Origin of the sequence: Siphonobacter sp. SORGH_AS_0500 (assembly GCF_031453245.1) — a bacterium.
Classification (GTDB): Bacteria; Bacteroidota; Bacteroidia; order Cytophagales; family Spirosomataceae; genus Siphonobacter.
This window is the reverse complement of record NZ_JAVIYT010000001.1, coordinates 4,659,801-4,680,604: the sequence shown is the minus strand read 5'-3', so window position 1 is coordinate 4,680,604 and position 20,804 is coordinate 4,659,801. Positions and strand designations below refer to the sequence as shown.

The window sequence follows — 20,804 nt, the reverse complement described above, 5'->3', positions numbered from 1 at the left end:
GATAGGAGATGAGATTATTCGACGTAGAGCTTTCCGGCGGCTTTGTCGAGATCCACTTTAGCCACAATGGCGTTGTAAAGAGCCGTATAGTAGTTGGTCTGGGCCTCGCGGAAGCTGGCTTCGGCGTTGATGACTTCAATGTTGGAGCCTACGCCTTCTTTGTATTTGATTTGGGTAACCCGGAGGACTTCCTGAGCCAAATCCAGGTTCTTTTGCTGTTCCTGTAGCGTAAACCAGTAATTGCGAAGCTGAATTTCGGACTGACTTAGTTGTAGATCAATGCTTTGCTTAAGAAGCTCCATATTGTTTTCTACTTTCAAAAGATTGCTTCGCGATTGAGAAAGCTTGTAACGGCGGGTAAAACCATCAAACACAGGAACATTAATAGCAAAACCAATGGATCCCGCATCCAGCCAGGGACGAGTAATGAAACGGGCAATGCTTTGACGCCCATTATAATACCCATACGTTCCCTGCAAAGAAAGGGTAGGCCAAAGGCTCCGCTGAACGTTTTTAACATCAATCGTCTGTAAATCCCGCTGAGTTTGAAGCGTAGCATATTCAATGCGGTCGCCGTACTGGAAAGGGCGTTTAATAGCCTGAATCATTTCTTCAGAAAAAGAAAGCTTGGCTAGTTTCTCGCTTAATTCAAAGGATTGGTCCAGCGGATGACCCATTTGATACTTGAGCAGAATATAGGCCAGGTCCTGCAACCGTTGCACGTTTTGCTGCTCGGTGACCAAGTTGTTTCGCTGCACCTCAATGCGTTGTACGTCAATTTTCTCAACGAGCCCTTCCAGATTTGAAGCCCTCGTATCCCGCAGTAATGTATCGAGTCGATGCACGTTTACTTCTAGCAAATTCAAGCGTTCTTCATTGACTAAAACCGCATAATACGCCTTCGTAATGTTTTCAGCCACCGTAATCTTGCTGGCGGTAATGTTTTTACTGGACAGATCAGTATATACTTTCGCGGCTTTAAGGCCCAGTAAATACGAGTTACTGAATAACAGCCAGTTCAGACTAGCCACGGCACTGGAGTTGTAACGAACCCCGCCAAAAGCCAACGCAAGTTCTTCATCACCCGGCGGAGCAGGCTCGCCGGGAATAAAGCTCATGCCGGGGGGCATGAAAAAGGGTTGCGGCTTAATGGTATGCGAAAGGCCCAGAGCCACGTTGGCCTGAGGTAGACCCATGGCCTTGGTTTCGCCAATGCGGGCCTTGGCGATGGCTAGATCCAACTGAGCATTGGTAACGTTTCGGTTGTTTTTAAGGCCGTATTCAATGGCCTGTTGGAGTGAAAAAGCAGATTGAGCGTAACTGCCATAACTTGCCCAAAGCATACACAGCAGTAAGCCCCATCGATTTAGATAGAGTTTTTTCATTGGGAATGGTGGTCGTGCACAAGTTCAGATGCGTAATCTGAAGCGGCGGATAAATAGAGGAAAACGAGAGTAATGCACTGCGGACTTTAGCCAGAAAGCTGCTTAAGCCATTGGGTACGTTGGCTTACCTGAGGAGTAGACAGAGAGGTGTATAGAACTCCTGGTAATAGTCAACAAGGGGCTTTTTAGTGATACTAGTAATTCAGTCTGAAACTTAGCTGGGTCAGGTCGCCTAACGAGCGTGTTACCGATTCATGAAACGACTGGCATACAAAGATCTCCCTGGAAAATTTCGTATAATACCGCTTTGGGTGGAACGGGGATTTTTCGGGATGATCTACGAAGAATAGTACTAGCCCATACACCTACTTTCGCAGGCCAATGAAAGGATAAGAAAAGATCGAAACATACATAGAATTGAGGTTGTTAGAGAATTTGGCTGAATCGGTTCGAAAGTTCGTAAATATTCTTTTAAAACAAGCATGATGGTTGCTTAATTTGTTTAAAATATATTTTTTTTAGACAAAACCAGCAATAATGACTGAAAATGGCAGGTTGAATGATACGGTTGATTATAAAATTAACTCACGCTGGACGGTAGAGTCAAAAGTAGATGGTGGTTCTGACAACCCTATGTCAGCAGGAATTAGTAATTCAGGAATTTGATTAAATAGTTAACAAAATGGCCGATTGGATTCAACTGCGAGTAAAGGCAGTTCAGAATGAAACCTTAGAAAGTAAAACCTATACGCTTGAGCCCACGGATGGCCAGGGCCTGTCCTACGAGGCTGGGCAGTTTTTAACGCTAGGATTAATTCATGAGGGCCATGAAATCAGACGTTCGTATTCGCTGAGTTCTACGCCAGGAGTAGATACGGACGTTAAATTAACGATCAAGCGAGTGCCTAATGGAGAAATTTCCCGCTGGCTTTTGCAAACCCTGGAGGTAGGTTCAATTCTCAACAGCCTGCCCCCTTCAGGTCGCTTTACGCTGGTTTCGCCTTCGCAGGAAAAGTCAGATATCTTCCTATTTGCAGCGGGGAGTGGCATTACACCCATTTTTTCGATTTTAAAAGCCGTCTTAACCCAACAGCCGGATCGCCGGGTTGTTCTTATTTACAGCAATACCCATCCACGTAGCACTATTTTTCTAGCTGAACTTGAAAAGTGGCAAGAGTTATATCCCAACCGTTTGTTCATTGAACACATCTGGAGTAATCCGGGGGGAGATGCCGCAGGGCGACGCCTTAATAATACCTTACTTGAAAAACTTGTCAATCAGTATCATCACGCTCGATGGGGGAAGCCCGAATTTTACATTTGCGGCCCTGAAGATTACATGCGAATGGTTCGCATCGTGCTCATTTTTATGGGTTTTGACGCAGAATCAATCAGGAAGGAAAACTTTGTGATTCCGATGGTAACACCTCAGGTTCCCGAAGGCTTTGGCGTTGCTTCTAAAGTAACGATTCATTACCGTCAGCAGTCGCATGAATTAGCCGTAGAAGCCGGAACCTACATCCTCACAGCAGCTTTGAGAGCAGGCATTGAGTTACCCTACAGTTGCCGGGGTGGACGCTGTAGTACCTGCGTCGCTCTTTGTCAGGAAGGGCGGGTTAAAATGACCATTAATGACGTATTAACCGAGCGAGAACTCGCTGAGGGTGAGATTCTAACCTGCACAGCATTAGCCGAAACGAGTGAAATTGTGATTAGAGTAGAATAAGTTTAATTTTTTGGGAGATTCATGAGTTGAAAAGATTGTAAAACTGCTTTGTTTTGTAGTTGTTTACCTTTCACATTTCAACGTTAACATGAAAAAACCTCTTCTTGGGCTATGGGCTGCCGGATGGCTTGTGGCTGGATTGAGCACCATAGCCTCGGCTCAGTTCGGTACCCCTGCTCAACCTGTTACCCTAACCGACATGAGTGCGTTTCGTCCCACCAATGCTGGCAATTGGAAGATTGTCGGGGACGCAGCCGCAGATCTTCAGCAAAAAGAAGTATTAACGACCAAGCCCGGATCGGGCGTTTTAGTGAATCAGCCCAGTGATAAAAACCGGGCCAATTTACTGACGGCTTTCGAGCACGGTGATGCCGATTTTGAGTTTGACTTTATGATGGCCGTGCATTCCAATTCAGGTTTCTATTTGCAAGGACGTTACGAAATTCAATTGCTTGATAGTTGGGGCGTTAACGTGCCTACTTACGGCGATGTAGGCGGTATTTACAAGCGTCGTGAATTGCCTTCGGGCCGTTTATACGAAGGACACGCTCCCCGCGTTAACGCAGGTAAGGCTCCAGGACTTTGGCAGCACATGGAAATTTCTTTCCAGGCTCCCCGTTTTGATGCCAGCGGCAAAAAGATTGAAAATGCCAAGGTACTTAAACTGGTTCTCAACGGCGTTACAGTTCAGGAAAACGTAGAACTTTCAGGTCCTACGGGCGGCCCCATCTCAGAAGAAGAAGCGGCCAAAGGTCCCATAATGATTCAGGGAGATCACGGTGCGGTTGCGTTCAAAAACATGACGTACCGCAACTATAACGCACAACCCTTACAACTGACGGGAAATGCTTATAAGGTGTATCAACCTAGTAATGATGATGCCTTTTCTAAAATTCCTGATTTCTCGAAGCTTAAGGCCAGTAGCACCGGAAGCAGTCCAGAGGTAACCTGGGACGTAGCTAACCTGACGAATAATTTCGGTTTAGTTTCTACTTCCAAAGTAAAAATCCCGACGGAAGGCGAATATACTTTTTACCTTTCAGCCGGAGGTACTTCTCGCCTGAAAGTCAATAACAAAGTAGTAGTTGCGGAAGGTTTTGGTCAGCCTGGTCAGTTCCGTTCGGGTAAGGTGAAGCTTTCTCCTGGTGAAGCCACAGTGGAAGTTGAATACGTAAAACGCGATGAGTGGGTACGCCCTGGTCTGGCCGTTGAAGTAGAAGGTCCCGGCCTTCGTCACGCAACGCTGACGGCTGGTTCTTCCTTACTAAGTAACCCGGCTACGGATCCGATTCTGATCGATGCCCGTGAAGCAACTATCACTCGGAGCTTCATGGATTTATACACGAAAGAAGGCCGCAGAGGCAAACGCGTAGTTCACTCGGTACAGGTAGGTTCTCCTCAGGGCTTACACTATACGTTTGATCTGGACAATGGAGCTTTAGTGCAAGCCTGGAAAGGTGATTTCCTCGATGCTACGCCTATGTGGCACAATCGCGGCGATGGTTCTTCCCGTCCCCGTGGTGTGCTGGTATCTTTTAACGATTTTCCTGATTTTGCCGTTTTAGGTTCTTCGTCAGCCGCATGGAGTGATACGCTCTCAGGTAAAGAAAATTATAAACCCATGGGCTATGACGTAGACGAAGCAGGGTATCCTACTTTCCTTTACGCGTATGGCTCCACGCAGGTAAGCGATGCCATTCGTTTATCGGACGGAAATAAGGCCTTAAGCCGGGAAATTACGGTGAAAAACCCAGGCTCTAATCTCTATCACCTGGTAGCTACTGGGCAAGACATTAACGAAGTTGAGCCCGGTCTGTATGCCATTAATGGTAAGGCTTATTACGTACGCGTAAAAGGAGCGACGCTTCGCAAATCCGGGGATCGGCAGGAGCTGATTATGCCCGTTTCGGCTAACAAAATCAACTACGAAATTCTATTCTAAATAGTATAGTGCAGGTGCTGACTGCTTCGGCTTCTCGGGACTTGCCTAATAACGCATTGTCAATGAAACGTATTCTTCAAGCGACGCTTTTGAGTCTGGGAATGGCGACGGCTGCACTGGCTCAGGACAGTTCTCCGGCTGAAAGCGATCTCTATAAAATTGTTAAAGTAAGTACGCCGGAAGGCATCGTACTGGAAATTGGCGGGGTAACTTCCCTGCCCAACGGAGACGTGGCTGTTTCGACGCGTCGGGGTGATGTTTGGGTGATTGAAAATCCCAGTAGCCCTAGACCGCACTTCCGCAAATTTGCCAGTGGTCTGCACGAAATCCTGGGTCTGGTTTACAAAGATGGCTCTTTCTACTGTGCTCAACGCGGAGAGTTAACCCGTCTGACGGATACCAACGGTGACGGAAAAGCCGATCAGTACCATACCGTATACGCCTGGCCAATCTCTGGTCACTACCACGAGTATAGCTTCGGTCCTAAAATCGCTCCCGATGGCAGTTTCTTTGTGAGTGCTAACGTAGCCTTTGGTAATGAAGAGAATGGTGGAGAGGGGAGAGTAAAGTGCCTTACCGCGGTTGGGTCATGAAAATTTCTCCCGACGGAAAAATGGAGCCTTGGGCAACGGGTATGCGTTCTCCGTGCGGACTAGGCATGATTGACGGCGAACTTTTTTACACGGATAACCAGGGTGACTGGATGGGTTCAGGTGGCGTTTGGCACGTGAAAAAAGGAGCTTTCGTAGGACACCCTGCCGGGCTACGCTGGAGCAATCTGCCTGGCTCTCCCGTAAAACTTACGCAGGAAGAATTCTACAAAACCTACGATGAGCGTCGTCGCCGGGATGCCAATGGCCGAGCCATTAAGCCCGAAAACGATGCTTCAGAGAAGAATCCGTTACTGTTATTCGAAGCCAAGAAAAAATTCCCTGAAATTCAGCTTCCCGTTGTTTGGTTACCTCACGGAGTATTGGGAATTTCTAACTCGGAAATCATCACGGATGATACCAAAGGAGCTTTTGGTCCTTTCGCTGGCCAAATGCTGGTAGGGGATCAGGGCCAATCGAAAATCATGCGGGTATTTATGGAAAAAGTAAACGGCGAATTTCAGGGAGCAGCCTTTGATTTCCGTTCGGGTTTCCAGTCCGGCGTATTACGTATGGCTTTTGGTAAAGACAACTCATTATTTGTTGGTGAAACCAACCGGGGTTGGGGTTCAGCCGGGGAAGCGAATGAAGGCTTGCAACGTCTGGTTTGGACGGGTAAAATTCCTTTCGAAATGAAAGCCGTTCGTGCCATGCCTGACGGCTTTGAAGTAGAATTTACCCAGCCCATTGATGCTGCGAGTGCCGAAGATTTAGCAAGCTATAAAGTAAAAAGCTTCATCTATAAATATCACTCAACCTACGGAAGTCCAACGATTAACGAAGAAGAGAATCCCGTAAAAGGCGTGAAGGTATCCGCCGATGGGCTCAAAGCTCGTATCATCGTTGATAACCTGCGTCAGTATTACGTACACCAATTAACGCTGGACGGCATTCGGGAGAAAAACAGCAAGTTTAGCCTGGTTCACCCTAATGCTTACTATACGCTCAACAATATCCCAACGGGCGAGAAGTTAGCTATTTCGCAAACAAGCACGAAAAATTCGGCTACCACTACGACCGCCGCTCCTGCAAAAATGCCTGCTAAAGCAGTTGCTGGTAAAAATGCGAAGACGGATGTTACCAAGGTCGGTGCTACTGTGAAAACAAAGGTGCCTACTTACGAAGAAGTGAAGCCACTACTTTCCAAACACACCTGTTTGGCTTGTCACAACGCTGATAAACGCCAGGTAGGACCAGCTTATAAAGAAGTAGCCAAGCGTAACTATTCAAATGAGAAGATCGTGGATTTGATCTATAACCCTAAGCCTCAGAACTGGCCCGGTTATGCCACGGAGATGCCACCGATGCCTCAGGTTCCTAAAGGCGATGCTCTTAAAATTGCAGCCTGGATTAATTCATTAAAGAATGCTCCAGTAAGTGCTAATCCTTAATTGTTAATAAGGTGATTTATAGAAACGGTACGGCTCATTTGGGTCGTACCGTTTTTGTTTATGGAAAAGGGTTGAGTCTTTAAATGTGTTAATTTATTAAGTTTTTATACTTAATATTGGCGAAAGAATAAATGCATACTTATGGACAACCCCATTGAAATTTATCAGAGTAGTGAGGGAGACACGCAGATCGAAGTAAAGTTTGAAGAGGAAACTGTGTGGCTCACGAATAATCAATTAGTAGAACTATTTGACTCAAGCAAAGCAAACATTAGCGAGCACATTCGTAATATATTTTTATCAGAAGAACTCGATGAAAAGGCAACTGTTCGGAATTTCCGAACAGTTCAGAAAGAGGGGCAAAGGCTGATTCAACGTGACCGCGTTCATTACAATTTAGATATAATCATTGCTGTCGGCTACAGGGTCAATTCTCGGCAGGGAACCAGATTCCGGCAGTGGGCTACGCAGCGTTTAAAGGAGTATTTGATACAAGGGTATGCCCTTAATGAAAAACGGTTGGAGCAGAAACAACAGCAGATTCAAACCTTAAAAGAAGGCATTCGAATACTAAGCCGAGCCATCGAAAGTAAAAGTAGGTCGGAAGAGATCCAATGGCTTAGCTGGTATTCAACGGGGCTTGAGTTGCTGGATGATTACGACCATGAAAGGCTGGACAAGCTTGGACTTACGAAACGCCCGGCAGTCTACCCTGACCTGAAGGATTACTTCCAGGTGATTGATGCGATGAGAACCGAATTTGAGTCGGCAATATTTGGAAAAGAAAAAGACCAGGGTTTTCAGAGTGCAACACTTCAGATTGCTCAGGGATTTGGCGAAACGGACTTTTATCCCTCCATTGAAGAAAAAGCAGCTACCCTTCTTTATTTAATTGTCAAAAATCATGCATTCGTTGATGGTAACAAACGCATTGCGGCGGCCTGTTTTCTATTGTTTCTGAACGAAAATGAAATGCTCTATACCAAGAATGGGTTTACCCTGATTAGCAATGAAGCTCTGGCCAGTTTAACGTTGTTCATCGCGTCCAGTAAACCAGAAGAAATGGAAACGGTAAAAAAGCTAATCATAAGCGTTTTGAATAGAAATCAGAAAAATTTATAAGGGCTATTTCAAACAAAAGCGGTACCCGCATTGCTGATACCGCTTTTGTTTGAGGGCTTAATCCTGCAGTAACTCTTTGTAAATCTGCCAGTATTCTTCGGCAGTGTTTCTCCAGTTGAATTGCTGAGCCCAGGCTTTGATCTGCTGACTTTCAGCCTGCGTGTCAATGCTTTCCAGAATTTTGGTGGTTAACATACTCACCTGATCGGGATCGAACCCGTCAAAGTAATGAGCATGAGGACCGCCGATTTCAGGTAAGGACGTTGAATCCGAAAGAACCACGTTTTTGCCAAAGTGCATGGCTTCAATCACGGGTAATCCGAAGCCCTCAGCCAAGGATGGAAAACAGAATAAATCGCAATTTTTAAGTAACCAGTATTTTTCAGCTTCCGTAATAGGGCCCGTCAAATGTACTCGGTTATGCACACCCAGGCGTTTGGATTCGCTTAAAACTTTCTGGTGGTATTCTTTATGAAACATCGTTCCCGCAATGATTAAATCCAGATCATTGTCCAGCAACATGGCGGGTAATACGTGAAAATTCTTTTTGGGAGCAATCGTACCGATACTGAAAAGGAAAGGATTTTCTACCGAAAACTGAGGTTTGATGGGTCGAATATGCTCGTTAATATTGCAGCCATTGTAAATAACCTGAATTTCTTTTCCCCGAAGATTCATGGTTTCTTCAATCTCTTTTTTTACAAAATTGGAGATCGTTACAATGCGATCCGTTCGATCAATTTTATCCTGCAAATTCTTGATATACTTGGCAATTTTATCGGCAGGCTTGTTTTCGTGAAGAAAGTTTAAATCATGAACCGTTAATACTTTTTTGGTTGAACTTCGCAACGGAAAATAGTTAGAATCCTGATACGTTCCGTGCCATACCGAATACTTATTGGCAAAAGGCATGGCGTATTTATGGAGCGAACTATGGCTTTTATTGTAAGGGTTTTCACCAAAAAGCGAAGCCTCTTTTGAGGGCAAATAAAAGCCTAGACGATGATTTGAATGATTTCTGTTAAGCATCAAAGCATTGCCTAGTTGTAGACAGAAATGATACAGACCCGTATGAGCATGCCTCATTCGTTCACAGTCAAAAATGACATCTGCTTTTTTGTTGGATTGGTTCATGGGTAGAGCCGAAATGGTTTCTTTCCTAGTACTGGAATAACTAAAAAATCACTAAACAGACCCGGCCTCGTGTTAAAAGGTTGGAAGGGATATGTTATTTAATCAGCGTGAAAAGAATTTCTGACAGTAAGAAATTGATAATGAGATAGTAATGGGTTGAAAAATTCTGTAATCAGAAAATAATGCACAGCTTCAAAATGATTAATATGGAACCGATTTCACTTTTCAGAATCGGTCGTCTTTTTGATACTTACGCAATTCTACGACGGAATGTTGTATAAATTAGGTTTTTTGTACAAGCGACTTTTTTAAGGCTAAGTTAAAAAGCTTAAAATAAGCTACTTTTGAATGCCTCACAGTGGATAAAATAAAAATTAAAAAATCTGTTCCTACTCGATCATAACCCTTTTAGTAAATGATGACGTTTTCCATGATTCTAATCGCTCTGGTAGCTATAGAGCACGTTTATATTCTCTGGATGGAAATGTTCGCCTGGACCACGCGAGGCAAAGCCACTTTTAAAAGTTTGCCGCCTCATCTTTTTGAGCCCACGAAAGGTTTAGCGGCTAATCAGGGACTATACAACGGCTTTTTAGCCGCCGGATTATTTTGGTCCTTAGGAATTTCGGATCCGGAGTGGTCGAAGAATGTGGCTTTATTTTTTTTAGGATGTGTTACCGTAGCGGGTATCTACGGAGGGTTGACGGCTTCCCGTTCCATTATTTTCGTGCAGGCTTTGCCCGCATTAGTGGGGCTGATCGTAACGTGGTTTCGGCCATAGCCAGTCGTTTTTCGTAGGTATTCGGAAAGCTACCCGATTCGATTACCTTAAGAAAAGCTTTATTATGAAAAAACATTGGTTCATGTTAGGAACTATGATTCTTCTGTCTGCTTGTGGAGGAACTAGTTCCGAAGAGAATAAAGAAAATACTGAAACCGCCGTTACGGAAACTGCTCCGCAGGCTAGCAAAGTCAGTACACTCATCTTTTTGGATAAATCCCGCAGTGTAAATGAAGATAAAGACTTTGTGGAGAAAAAGTACACGAAAGTAATTAACTCATTAGTCCAGGAGGAGATCCGTCGGGCGGGAGATAACATACAGGTGTGGCTGATTCACGAAAATACTGCTCAAAGTAAAGCTCTGGATCTAACCAGCCAAACTACGCTGGATGCTACGGAAGGCATGAGCCAAACGGACGTAGAAGCAGCCGAAGCCAATTACGATTTGGCCCTGCAACGGGAGCGTTTGAATTTTGCGAAACAGGTACTAGCTCAACTCGCTACTCCCAACGTCAGCAAGAGTAGTGAGCAAACCGATATTCAGGCCAGTCTGGCTGCTATTAACGCAAGGGTAGGCGAAGGGTATGCCGTGAAGGTATATTACTTTTCAGACATGGTGGAAAGTATGAAGCAGCCGGGTCGACGGGACTTTCATAAAACGCCCCCCAAAAGCACTGCCGAAGCTGATGCCTGGGCTAAAGCGGACGCTGCATCGTTGAAGGCACGTTATCCTAATTTAAGCTCCGTAGAAGTATCGATTGTCTTACCTTTCGAACCCACTACTTCTTCCAAAGTCAATAATCCCAACGTAAGCGAATACTGGAAGACTTTCTTCAATGAGGTAGGCGTGAAGAAAGTAGAAGAGAAGATATAAAAAGTTAAACGAGTTATAATAACTCGTTTATTATGATGATCGTGAGTTATCGCAGCTAACGCTATCGCTCACGATTTCTTTTTGGCAAATGCCTTCGTTTATCTTTGAGCCTTAACCGTGGTAAATCCCAGGGGAGCTTTGGGCGTTTCAAAGTCGAAGATAGTAATATACAGAGTCGTCTTTTTGGCTACGTTTTTAGAATCCCGGTAATTCACTTCCAGCACCTCAATGGTACCCTTTCCATTAGGAGCATAGTTAGAGGCATACGGAAGCGTTCCCGTCTTTTTGTATTCCACGGTTTTATTCTGTCCATCCCGAAGCAAATCCATGTAAGTCGATAGGTTTTCGTATTCCCCGGCGGGGCTGGTTCCTACTTTGATGGGATTGGTCTTTGTAGTGCCGTATTTAGGGTCCGTAGCTACACCACTGAGTTGTAAAAGAGGCTTTCGGTTAGCCGGAACGGGCAGTGGATTAGCACAGCTCTCTACTTTCAACTCGGCTGGTTTCAGTCCGTTGGCGAGAGCCGCTTTGTAATCATTGCAGGCTTTTTCGGTATTTCCCAACAATTCATAAACCAAAGCCCGGTTATAGTAGGCTTCTGCCATTTTAGGGTCTACTTTGATGGCCGATGAAAAATCACTGATAGCTCCCTGATAATCGGCTAGCTTCTTGCGGGCTACGCCGCGTCCAACCATTGACTTCTTGGCGTCGGCTTTGAAAGAAATGGCTTTCGTGAAATCTTCCACCGCATTTTCATATTGCCGTAGTAAGGAATAAGCCATGCCCCGGCTTTGCCGAACGGGGTAATCGTCTTTAGCGGCAATTGACTGATTGAATAGCGTAATGGCCTGACTTACCTGGCCCGCCTGAGCCTTTTTTAATCCTTCATCCAATAAACTTTTGGCATCCTGAGCAAAGGTGTGAAGGCTGGCTATACAAATGCCTGCGGTTAGTAAGGTTTTTAATTTCATAAGGTAAACCAAAGGATTTCAGAATTTATAGGGAAACGGGAATATTGAAAAGTTTAGTGTAAAAAATAGGTTAAGCTCTAACAGAATATTGATGGAAAAGGGTTTCCTGAATTTTGTCTGCACATACTTAGATTGGAATACCTTAGTTGAAAGGTTCATTCCTGATCTGATAACGTATACGCACTCAAGTTCAGCTCTGCTTTTGCAAAGGGGCAGTTCTCAGACCTTTAGCCTCGATACTATGTAAACTAGGAATGAACGATTGGTTCCTAATGAACAATGGCCTGATAAGGCTTTGGAATTTTTGATGAGAGAAGCGGCTAAAGGGGCCACTTCTCTCGTTAATGGACTGAACACTAATTTTTAGCGTGATTTCCTGATTTTCTTTCCTCGGTTTTCGCCCCATTCTTTTGCTTTCTCAGTAGCAATGGCAATGGCAGAATCTTCAGGGCGACCGTCGGCAACTAAGGCGTTTGCAATTTCAATGGCTTTGTTTCGAATCGGTGCCATGAAATTTTTCAAAGAGTCGGGATATTCGGATTTAGTCCAGGGCATTGTTTTAAGGGTTGATAGACCTGGTAATACGCTCAAAAAATATACCAGAAAGAAGAAGGCCATCGCAAGTCTGGGAAATGTTACAGAAATGATATTTTTTTGTAAGAATTTTTCGGCCTTATATTCGAAGGTTAGAAATACCAATCATTGAGTAAATCATTGACATACACGGACGATACAGAACTTTGGCTTGCCTTTAAACAGGGAGAACTGAAGGCTTTTGAACAAATCTACCGAAATCACTTTTCCATGCTTCTCTCGTATGGAAAGCGGATTTCCAGTGACGTAGAAATGGTCGAAGACGCCATTCAGGATGTATACGTAGAGCTTTGGAAGCGGAGAGAAAACCTGAAAAGCCTGCATACCATCAAGTTTTATTTATTCCGGGTTTTAAGAAATCGCCTGTATAACCTTCGGCAGGCTGATTTGCAGATTCCTCAGGAAGATATTGATTTCCCGGAGGATCAGATCCCTGATTACTTTAGCCCTTCCATTGAGGCAAATCTGATTGAAGAGGAATCTACTACTTTTCAGAACGCCCGCCTGAAACAGGCGATTAGTGATCTGCCTGCTCGGCAGAAAGAAGCTGTTCTGTTGGCTTTTTACGATGATTTCAGCACCGAAGAAATTGCGGGAATCATGGGCATTAACCAGCAATCGGTTAATAATCACCTGAATCGGGCTTACACTTCTTTGCGAAAACTACTCTCGGATTCTATTATTCTACTGTCGTTTTTCTGCTTACATTTTTAAGGCTTTCCTGCTTACAGCCTTTAGAAGTCCAATTATTAGAAAAAATAATTTAAAAAACTGAGTTGAGAAAGGGCCGCCGCCGCTATCTCTACTAGAAACGCACGCAGTACATGGATCAAATGCCTGACTCACAGGAAGATTTTATTAACAATCCATCTTTTCGTAAATGGGTGAAAACTCCCGATGAATCGACTTCGATTTATTGGGAAAACTACCTGCGTGAACACCCTGAACAACAGGAAAAGATTATCCAGGCTATCGAGTCAGTCAAACGTCTGAGCCGAGCCAGTCAGGAATTGGTCGAGGTTTCGGATGCTTCCGCTGAGGAAGAGAAAATATGGCAGCGAGTGAAAGAACAGGTGCAGACGCCCGTTCTTAAAAAACGTCCGTATTGGGGTTGGGCTGCTGCCGCAGTTATCGTGATTGCAGGCGGACTACTTTGGCTCAATCTGGGTACGCCTGCTACTAAAATTGAACAAACGATTGCTCAACAGAATCCAGAGTCTCTGATTGACTCAGTTATGGTGACTAATTTTGAGCAAAAACCTCGTTTGGTTTCCCTGCCCGACGGTAGTTCTGTCATTCTTCAAAAAGGAAGTAACCTTCGTTACGAAAATCCATTTCCTAAAGAATCGCGTCCGGTTGCTCTTTCCGGTGAAGCCTACTTTGAAGTAGTGGAAGATGCTAAAAAACCCTTTACGGTTTATGCCAATGGATTAATAGCCAAAGTTTTAGGGACTAGCTTTAATGTGAAGGCCTACGAAAAAGATGCGAATGTTACCGTAACGGTTCGTACGGGGAAGGTCTTTGTAACGCCTGAGAAAGATGTACAGACTAAGAAAAACGAGCGGGAGGACATGATTCTCACGCCCAATGAGCAAGTCGTTTTCACCATTAAAGAAGCGAAGATGTTCCGGAGTCCGGTTAATGCTTTGGCGGAGCGGAAAACGTTTGTCATTCGTCCGGTAAATCTGGTTTTCAATGCCGTACCGGTAAAGGATGTATTTGCTGAAATTGAGAAAGCTTACGGTATCAAGGTAGTTTTTAAAGATCCTTCGCTCCAAAACTGCCGCATAACCACTGACCTGAAAGAAGGAACGCTTTCCCAGAAACTAGACATTATTTGTAAAACCCTGGAAGCCACCTGGAACACGGAAGCTGAATTTGTAGCCGTTACGGGTCGCGGTTGCCATCCCTAGAAACATTTCATTACCTAAACCATACACTAAACCACCAGCACTTTATCGACTACATGCCCTAATACCCTCTTGCTAAATGAAAAGAAGCCAGCGGTGTCCTACCACCACTGACTTCCAAACAAAATCCCCTGTTGAGCTGTCCTACTGCCCATCCGCATGCACGGATGCAGGGATCTATTTGTGTTTTTCGATCAAAAAAAACCATTTCAAATGTATGAAAGAACCGTTATTTTCCAAAGAAATTGGGTGGAAGATCATGCGATTAACAGTACTCCAATTCTTTATCGTAGCCTTGTTTACCAATGTGTCGCTGGCCTTAGACAGCCGGGCACAGGAAGTATTAAATAAGAAGATTTCGGTAGAGCTTAATAACAAGAGTGTGAGCGAAGTGCTTTCCCGGATTGAGAAAGCCGCTGACATTAAATTTTCGTATAGTCCTGATCTGATTCAATCGCATCGTTCGGTCAATTTAAATGCCGCTAACGAGCGTCTGGATCTGGTACTTCGTCGTTTTTTCCAACCGCTTCAAATTAAATTTGAACTGGTAGGGAATCGTTTTATTCTGACTCGGGCCAGTCGCATGGAGCCCACGTTCATTGATCGCTACATTACCCTCGTAATGCCCAGTAAACTGGAAAGCGGTCGTCCGCTGATTACCGTGACGGGTCTGGTTACTGATGAAACGGGTGGTCCGGTTCCCAGTGCTACGATCTTACTCAAAGGTACGCCTAACGTAGGAACGGTAACGAATGCGGATGGTCGTTATACCTTAAATATTCCAGATGGCAACGCTACGATTGTGGTTTCTTCGATTGGCTACGTAAGCCAGGAAATTCAGGTAGCTAACCGCACTACGATTGATGTAGTATTAAAATCAGACATCAAATCTTTAAATGAAGTGGTGGTAGTGGGTTACGGTACGCAGCGTCGTCAGGAAGTAACTTCTTCAGTAGCTACCATTAAAACGGAAGATTTTAACCAGGGCGGTACACGCAGCCCACTGGATTTGATTCAGGGTAAAGTAGCCGGTCTGCAAATCACGCGGGCTTCCGGTAACAACCCTAACTCTTCGGCGTCGATTCAGCTTCGGGGTATCGTTTCTATTAATGGAGATCAGCGTCCATTAGTAGTTATTGATGGTATTCCTGGGGGTAACCTGGATCTTCTTCAACAGGATGATATCGAATCTTTTGATGTATTAAAAGACGGTTCTGCTGCTGCTATCTACGGAACACGGGGTAATGCCGGGGTAATTTTGATTACCACCAAAAAAGGAAAAGGAGGAGCTCCTACGCTTTCTTATTCTACGTATGCTCAACGGGAAGTTATCACCCGTCGTCCACAATTCTTATCGGCTAGTGACTGGCGGGCTGCAATGCAGAACCCGAGCAATCCTAAAGCCAGCCAGATGCGTGATTTAGGAGCCAGCACTGATTTCTATGACCTGTTAGTAGATAAGAAAAACATCAGTCAATACCATAACCTGGCTCTTTCGGGAGGAAGCGGAGCGAATAGCAACTACCGCGTTTCGATGTATTACAACGAAGCTAATCCGATTGCGATTCAAAACTGGCGTCGTCAGTACGGCGGTCGTTTGAGCGTGTTCCAGAAGTCTCTGAATAACCTGCTTTCTACTTCGGTAAACCTGGCTACCAACTTCAACAAGGCTAACTTGTTAGGTGGACAGGCGGGTGACTTTGAAAACGCTCTGGGTCGTAACCCAACGCAGCCGTTATTTGATAATACGGGCCGCTATTACGAAGAAGGATCAACGGTAAACCCCATTGGCCGCTTAGCCCAGGAAAAACTCATCCGCGATCAACAGACGACCTCTGCCGACGTTCGTTTCTCGCTGGAACCTTTTAAAGGATTCAAAGCAAGTGCGTTCGGGGCTATCCAGCATGACGTTCGCAATGACAACGAATATCGTCCCCGGGATTCCCGCCGCTCGATTTTGGAAAGCTTGAACGGAACGCCTATTGCCGGGACGGGTTACGCTCGTAAATACAATTACGTCGATAACTTAAGCACGTTCGAATCTACGCTGGAATACGAAACCAAGTTTGCTGAGCATCATGGTTTTAAAGCTTTAGCGGGTTATAGTTATCAGTACCGCGTATCTTCCTGGTTTGAAGGCATCAACTCTGGCTTCTTAAATGATCAGTTCCAGGAGAATAACCTGGGAGCGGGTAACTTCATTGCCCTGGGTAAATCTTCTTTGGGATCTTTCAAAGAAGACAATAAGCTGGTGGCGTTCTTCGGTCGTTTGAACTACGATTACAAGGGTAAATACATTGCTCAGTTCATCTTACGTCGCGAAGGTTCATCACGCTTCGGTGCTAATAACAAGTTTGGTAACTTCCCCGCCGCTTCAGTAGGCTGGAACCTGGCTCAGGAAAACTTCATCAAGTCCATTCAAGTGTTTGATGATTTGAAACTGCGGGCAGGCTATGGTATTACGGGTAACCAGGGGATTCCTAACTACCGCTCACTGGTACGTTTAGGTACGGGTAACTTCTACCTTAATGATGATGGCGTATGGCGTCAAACCTACGGACCGGGTAACAACCCAAACCCGAATCTTCGCTGGGAGCGTAAGGCAGAGTTAAACATTGGTTTGGACTTTGCTTTATTCAAAGGTCGCCTGAGTGGTACGTTTGATGTGTATCGTCGTCGCACTTCCGATTTATTGGGTGATTTTAATACTCAGTTACCTCCCTACATTCAGTCTACGCTGTTTACGAACGTAGGAACGATTGATAACAACGGTATTGAGCTAAGCCTGAGTGGTTCAGTAATTAAGAAGAAAGACTTTAGCTGGAATGTAGACTTAGTAGGTAGTACGCAGAAAAACCGTCTGGTTTCACTGTCAAGTGATGTATTCAAAGCTACGTACTTGAACTTCGGAGCCATTGGTGGAACGGGTGCATTAGGTGATGCCATTCGTACCATTGAAGGTGGTTCACTGGGTAGTTTCTACGGCAAGCGTTTTGCGGGCTTTACCCCTGAAGGCCGCTGGTTGTTCTACAAAGCTTCGGGTGAAGCCGTTACTTCAGACAAAATCGTAGCTAACGAAGACTATACCTACATTGGTAATGGTATTCCTAAGTTCCTGGTATCCTGGAATAACAACCTGCGATACAAAAACTTTGATCTGACGGTATTCTTCCGTGGAAAGCTGGGTTACGACATTCTGAACCTGCAACAGGCCTTCTTTGGTAACAAAGTGTACTTGCCAACGAACGTACTGAAAGATGCTTTGGGTCGCAACAACCAGATCAACGATGCTCTCCAGTATTCGGATTATTACCTGGAGCCTGGTGGATTTGTGAAGCTTGACAACGTAACGCTGGGTTATAACTGGAAATTTAATTCTCCCGTTATCAAAAACCTTCGTCTCTACGCTACAGGTCGTAACCTGTTGACCATTACTAAGTACCGTGGTGTGGATCCTGACATTGAAGATACAGGTCTGGCTCCGGGTATCGATGGCCGTGGTTTCTACCCACGCACGCAGTCTTACACGCTTGGTCTTAATGTTCAATTCTAATCTCGAAATTCAATGAAACGTTCCTATAAAGGGCTTGTGTTTGCAAGCTTGCTGGCGATTCTCTCGGGTACGAATGCCTGTACTAACCTGGACGAGACGCTGTATAATGAAATTGATGCCTCTAAGTTTTATAATAACCGTCAGGAAATCCTTTCAGCCGTATTGCGTCCGTATACGCACGCCAACGCCTGGACAGCTCCGACGGGTCAAAACGGGCACTGGCGGATTACCGAGCTTTCGGGTGATCAGTTAGCCTGGCCGCAGAAAGGTCGTCACGGCTACGATGATGCCCAGTGGATTCGTCTGCATGGCCATAGCTGGTCTTATACGGAGAATACGGTGTGGAATCCCTACAGTTTGATGTTTACCGGTGTTGGTTTTTGTAACAATGCCTTAGGTGATTTTAGCCGGGTGGATTTTGCCAAGGCGGGCGTAAGCGAGACGGACAAAAACGCCTTCATTTCAGAATTGCGGGTTTTCCGGGCTTATCATTACATGAAGCTCATGGATATGTACGGTAATATCCCCATCGTTACGACGGTAGGATCGCCAACGAGTCCTGAGACGCGTCCCCGGGCAGAGGTGTTTGCCTTCGTTGAAAAAGAACTCAAGGAAAGCGTGGACTTACTGCCCAATCTGGAGCAGAAGTACATTGGCCGGATTACCAAAGCAGCGGGTTACTCCATGCTGGCAGAGTTATATCTGAATGCAGAAGTATGGTCAGGAACTCCTCGCTGGGATGATTGTATTGCTGCTTGCGACAAAATCATCAATGGTCAGACGGGTGGACTAAACGGAACTCCCGTACTGGACGCTGATTTGGTGTCCACCTATAATAACACCAACAATAACTCGAAAGAAATTCTCTTTCAGTTAGTGTATGATGCTCAGGCTACGCCTACCCGTTGTGGTTGGAATGGTGACTTCTATCATTTCAATCAGCGTTTCATTTACGATGGTGATGGTAATGGAAACAACGGGATCGTCGTGATACCTTCGGCTTACGATGCCTTTAATGATAAGGATCTTCGTAAAAAAGAGTGGTTCCTGATTGGCCCTCAGTTCTACGCCGCTGATCCGACTCGTCCGGTACTGGGTACGGAAGAATACAAAGACCAGCAATTAAACTTTGTGAAAGAAATCCGTCGGGCAAGCGAAAACGGAACGGCTTCGAGTATGATTACGGGTGAAGAGAACAGCGGGGCTCGCTTCAATAAGTATCGTCCCGGCCGTCAGTCAGAAGCTAAATACTGGAGTAACGACTGGTCGCTTTACCGTTTAACGGAAATCTATTACAACAAAGCTGAAGCTTTGATGCGTAAGAATGGCGGCCAGGCTACGGGCGAAGCCCTGACACTGGTAAACGCCGTTCGCAAACGGGCGTTCGCTGCGGCAGATTTCGTGCCTTACACTACAGCCAGTTTAACGCTGGATGAAATGCTGGCCGAACGTGGCCGTGAGTTCATCTTTGAAGGGAAGCGTCGGACGGATCTGATCCGTTTCGGTAAGTTTACGACAGCCTCCTGGTGGGATCACACGCCATCGAATGATCCTAACAAGAATCTTTACCCGATTCCGCAACGGCAGCTGGCGGCTAACCCCAATCTGAAACAGAATCCGGGTTACCCAGCTCAATAAAATAAAAAAGGGTTAGAGCCTGCTCTCTAACCCTTTACCTTCAACCCTTTTATTTATGCAACCGGGTTAAACCCTGAACCTCATCCTGCTTTCCTCTAAAATAGCTATGAAAACGGCGTTGATTCCCTAAGAATCCTAACCCGCTCATCTAAAAGTGTTCGTTCCTCCGAGAATGAACACTTTTTTTATGTATCTTATTTAAAAACCTAATGAAGTTATGGCAGAAGAAAAGCCCATGCAGGCATTAATGAATCATTTTGCCCAACCCGGAAAACTGGAATGGATCGGTCTGCGAACAGGTCCGCGGAAAGCCGTAATTGGAGCTCAGAAAGCATACGTTCGTATTGGTACCGGCCTTGACGGCGATCGCTATAAAGGTCAGCCCGAAAGCAAACGGCAAGTGACGCTGATTTCAGCCGAGCATTTACAAGCCGTTGCTTCATTTCTGGGTAAAGAACAAATTGACCCCGCCGATGTGCGACGGAATTTGTTAGTAAAAGGGGTAAATCTGCACGCTCTGAAAGACAAACGGTTTCAAATCGGAGAAGTTATTCTGGAATACACGGGCGAGTGCCATCCCTGTAGCCGTATGGAGGAAGTCCTTGGTGTAGGTGGGTATAATGCCATGCGAAGCCACGGCGGGATTACGGCTCGGGTTATTCAGGAAGGTGAAATCAACGTAGGCGATGCTTTGATGGTGGTGCGGGAATAAGTGTTGTTTCAACTGAGTCTGAATAACTTTCTCTACAAGCTAAACTAGCGGGTACGTATTACTTTTGTAGTTTACCACTAACGAGCATGAAGTACAAAAAACACGTATTCATCTGTACCAATCAGAAACCGGCCCCCAAACGTTCCTGCGGTGAAGAGCGGGGAATGGCTTTAGTTGACGCTTTTAAAGAAGGTTTGAAAAATCGGGGATTGCAGATTGAAATTCGGGCTCAGAAAACGGGCTGTCTTGATGTCTGTGCTTTTGGCCCTTCGATGGTTGTCTATCCTGAAGGAGTATTTTACGGAAATGTCCAATTATCCGATGTAGAAGAAATCATCGAAAGTCACCTGGTTAATGACCAGCCCGTTGAGCGGTTGAAGTTAGCCGTTTAGATAATCTCTTTCGCAAAAACAGTCTATGA

General features: G+C 45.2%; 15 protein-coding genes and 1 pseudogene. 12 read left to right on the top strand and 4 right to left on the bottom strand.

Going from position 1 to position 20,804, the window contains the following annotated elements:
• Positions 1-14 precede the first annotated feature (14 nt).
• Complete coding sequence (locus QE357_RS19620) at positions 15-1,385, bottom strand: TolC family protein (RefSeq protein ID WP_309711044.1); 1,371 nt, start codon at positions 1,383-1,385, stop codon at positions 15-17.
• 682 nt (positions 1,386-2,067) lie between these two features.
• Between QE357_RS19620 and QE357_RS19615 the strand changes: the two genes are divergently transcribed.
• The 4 genes and pseudogenes from QE357_RS19615 (at position 2,068) to QE357_RS19600 (ending at position 8,216) form a co-directional block, all read left to right on the top strand.
• Positions 2,068-3,111: a ferredoxin--NADP reductase gene (locus QE357_RS19615; RefSeq protein WP_309711041.1), complete on the top strand. Its 1,044-nt coding sequence runs from the start codon at positions 2,068-2,070 to the stop codon at positions 3,109-3,111.
• Positions 3,112-3,199: 88 nt separating this feature from the next.
• The gene (locus tag QE357_RS19610) at positions 3,200-5,053 is read left to right on the top strand and encodes a family 16 glycoside hydrolase (protein ID WP_309711038.1); all 1,854 of its coding nucleotides are present in this window, start codon (positions 3,200-3,202) and stop codon (positions 5,051-5,053) included.
• 62 nt (positions 5,054-5,115) lie between these two features.
• Positions 5,116-7,094: pseudogene (locus tag QE357_RS19605) on the top strand (hypothetical protein).
• Between the two features lie 141 nt (positions 7,095-7,235).
• Complete coding sequence (locus QE357_RS19600) at positions 7,236-8,216, top strand: virulence protein RhuM/Fic/DOC family protein (RefSeq protein ID WP_309711035.1); 981 nt, start codon at positions 7,236-7,238, stop codon at positions 8,214-8,216.
• Positions 8,217-8,273: 57 nt separating this feature from the next.
• On the opposite strand, the gene QE357_RS19595 is transcribed toward QE357_RS19600, so the two are convergent.
• Positions 8,274-9,350 carry a glycosyltransferase family 1 protein gene (locus QE357_RS19595; protein ID WP_106636968.1) on the bottom strand — a complete coding sequence of 359 codons (1,077 nt, stop codon included), beginning with the start codon at positions 9,348-9,350 and terminating at the stop codon, positions 8,274-8,276.
• 415 nt (positions 9,351-9,765) lie between these two features.
• On the opposite strand from QE357_RS19595, the gene QE357_RS19590 reads away from it, so the two are divergent.
• Together QE357_RS19590 and QE357_RS19585 are read left to right on the top strand one after the other, a co-directional pair.
• Positions 9,766-10,131, top strand: coding sequence for a DUF1304 domain-containing protein (locus QE357_RS19590; protein WP_307141482.1), 366 nt, complete (start codon positions 9,766-9,768; stop codon positions 10,129-10,131).
• 64 nt (positions 10,132-10,195) lie between these two features.
• Positions 10,196-11,005, top strand: a complete 810-nt coding sequence (locus QE357_RS19585; protein ID WP_309711032.1) for a hypothetical protein — start codon at positions 10,196-10,198, stop codon at positions 11,003-11,005.
• Positions 11,006-11,103: 98 nt separating this feature from the next.
• On the opposite strand, the gene QE357_RS19580 is transcribed toward QE357_RS19585, so the two are convergent.
• Together QE357_RS19580 and QE357_RS19575 are read right to left on the bottom strand one after the other, a co-directional pair.
• Entirely contained in the window at positions 11,104-11,976 is an 873-nt protein-coding gene (locus QE357_RS19580; RefSeq protein ID WP_309711029.1) for a tetratricopeptide repeat protein, read from the bottom strand.
• Positions 11,977-12,339: 363 nt separating this feature from the next.
• Positions 12,340-12,531, bottom strand: a complete 192-nt coding sequence (locus QE357_RS19575) for a hypothetical protein (protein ID WP_106637094.1) — start codon at positions 12,529-12,531, stop codon at positions 12,340-12,342.
• Between the two features lie 147 nt (positions 12,532-12,678).
• On the opposite strand from QE357_RS19575, the gene QE357_RS19570 reads away from it, so the two are divergent.
• From QE357_RS19570 to QE357_RS19545, 6 genes are all read left to right on the top strand, one after another.
• On the top strand, positions 12,679-13,284 hold the full coding sequence (locus QE357_RS19570) for a sigma-70 family RNA polymerase sigma factor (protein WP_309711025.1): 606 nt from the start codon (positions 12,679-12,681) through the stop codon (positions 13,282-13,284).
• 110 nt (positions 13,285-13,394) lie between these two features.
• Positions 13,395-14,483: a FecR domain-containing protein gene (locus QE357_RS19565; protein ID WP_309711022.1), complete on the top strand. Its 1,089-nt coding sequence runs from the start codon at positions 13,395-13,397 to the stop codon at positions 14,481-14,483.
• A 214-nt stretch (positions 14,484-14,697) separates the two neighbouring features.
• On the top strand, positions 14,698-18,033 hold the full coding sequence (locus tag QE357_RS19560; RefSeq protein WP_309711019.1) for a SusC/RagA family TonB-linked outer membrane protein: 3,336 nt from the start codon (positions 14,698-14,700) through the stop codon (positions 18,031-18,033).
• Between the two features lie 12 nt (positions 18,034-18,045).
• A complete protein-coding gene (locus tag QE357_RS19555) occupies positions 18,046-19,671 on the top strand; it encodes a RagB/SusD family nutrient uptake outer membrane protein (RefSeq protein ID WP_309711015.1) in 1,626 nt (541 codons plus the stop codon).
• 217 nt (positions 19,672-19,888) lie between these two features.
• Positions 19,889-20,383 carry an MOSC domain-containing protein gene (locus tag QE357_RS19550; RefSeq protein ID WP_106636960.1) on the top strand — a complete coding sequence of 165 codons (495 nt, stop codon included), beginning with the start codon at positions 19,889-19,891 and terminating at the stop codon, positions 20,381-20,383.
• An 86-nt stretch (positions 20,384-20,469) separates the two neighbouring features.
• The gene (locus tag QE357_RS19545; protein WP_307141477.1) at positions 20,470-20,775 is read left to right on the top strand and encodes a ferredoxin; all 306 of its coding nucleotides are present in this window, start codon (positions 20,470-20,472) and stop codon (positions 20,773-20,775) included.
• Positions 20,776-20,804 lie beyond the last annotated feature (29 nt).

Coding starts and splice junctions, on each gene's coding strand:
- QE357_RS19575 (WP_106637094.1), bottom strand. CDS start 12,531: ATGCCCTGGACTAAATCCGAATATCCCGACTCTTTGAAAAATTTCATG.
- QE357_RS19555 (WP_309711015.1), top strand. CDS start 18,046: ATGAAACGTTCCTATAAAGGGCTTGTGTTTGCAAGCTTGCTGGCGATT.
- QE357_RS19560 (WP_309711019.1), top strand. CDS start 14,698: ATGAAAGAACCGTTATTTTCCAAAGAAATTGGGTGGAAGATCATGCGA.
- QE357_RS19620 (WP_309711044.1), bottom strand. CDS start 1,385: ATGAAAAAACTCTATCTAAATCGATGGGGCTTACTGCTGTGTATGCTT.
- QE357_RS19545 (WP_307141477.1), top strand. CDS start 20,470: ATGAAGTACAAAAAACACGTATTCATCTGTACCAATCAGAAACCGGCC.
- QE357_RS19600 (WP_309711035.1), top strand. CDS start 7,236: ATGGACAACCCCATTGAAATTTATCAGAGTAGTGAGGGAGACACGCAG.
- QE357_RS19595 (WP_106636968.1), bottom strand. CDS start 9,350: ATGAACCAATCCAACAAAAAAGCAGATGTCATTTTTGACTGTGAACGA.
- QE357_RS19615 (WP_309711041.1), top strand. CDS start 2,068: ATGGCCGATTGGATTCAACTGCGAGTAAAGGCAGTTCAGAATGAAACC.
- QE357_RS19580 (WP_309711029.1), bottom strand. CDS start 11,976: ATGAAATTAAAAACCTTACTAACCGCAGGCATTTGTATAGCCAGCCTT.
- QE357_RS19565 (WP_309711022.1), top strand. CDS start 13,395: ATGGATCAAATGCCTGACTCACAGGAAGATTTTATTAACAATCCATCT.
- QE357_RS19585 (WP_309711032.1), top strand. CDS start 10,196: ATGAAAAAACATTGGTTCATGTTAGGAACTATGATTCTTCTGTCTGCT.
- QE357_RS19550 (WP_106636960.1), top strand. CDS start 19,889: ATGGCAGAAGAAAAGCCCATGCAGGCATTAATGAATCATTTTGCCCAA.
- QE357_RS19590 (WP_307141482.1), top strand. CDS start 9,766: ATGATGACGTTTTCCATGATTCTAATCGCTCTGGTAGCTATAGAGCAC.
- QE357_RS19610 (WP_309711038.1), top strand. CDS start 3,200: ATGAAAAAACCTCTTCTTGGGCTATGGGCTGCCGGATGGCTTGTGGCT.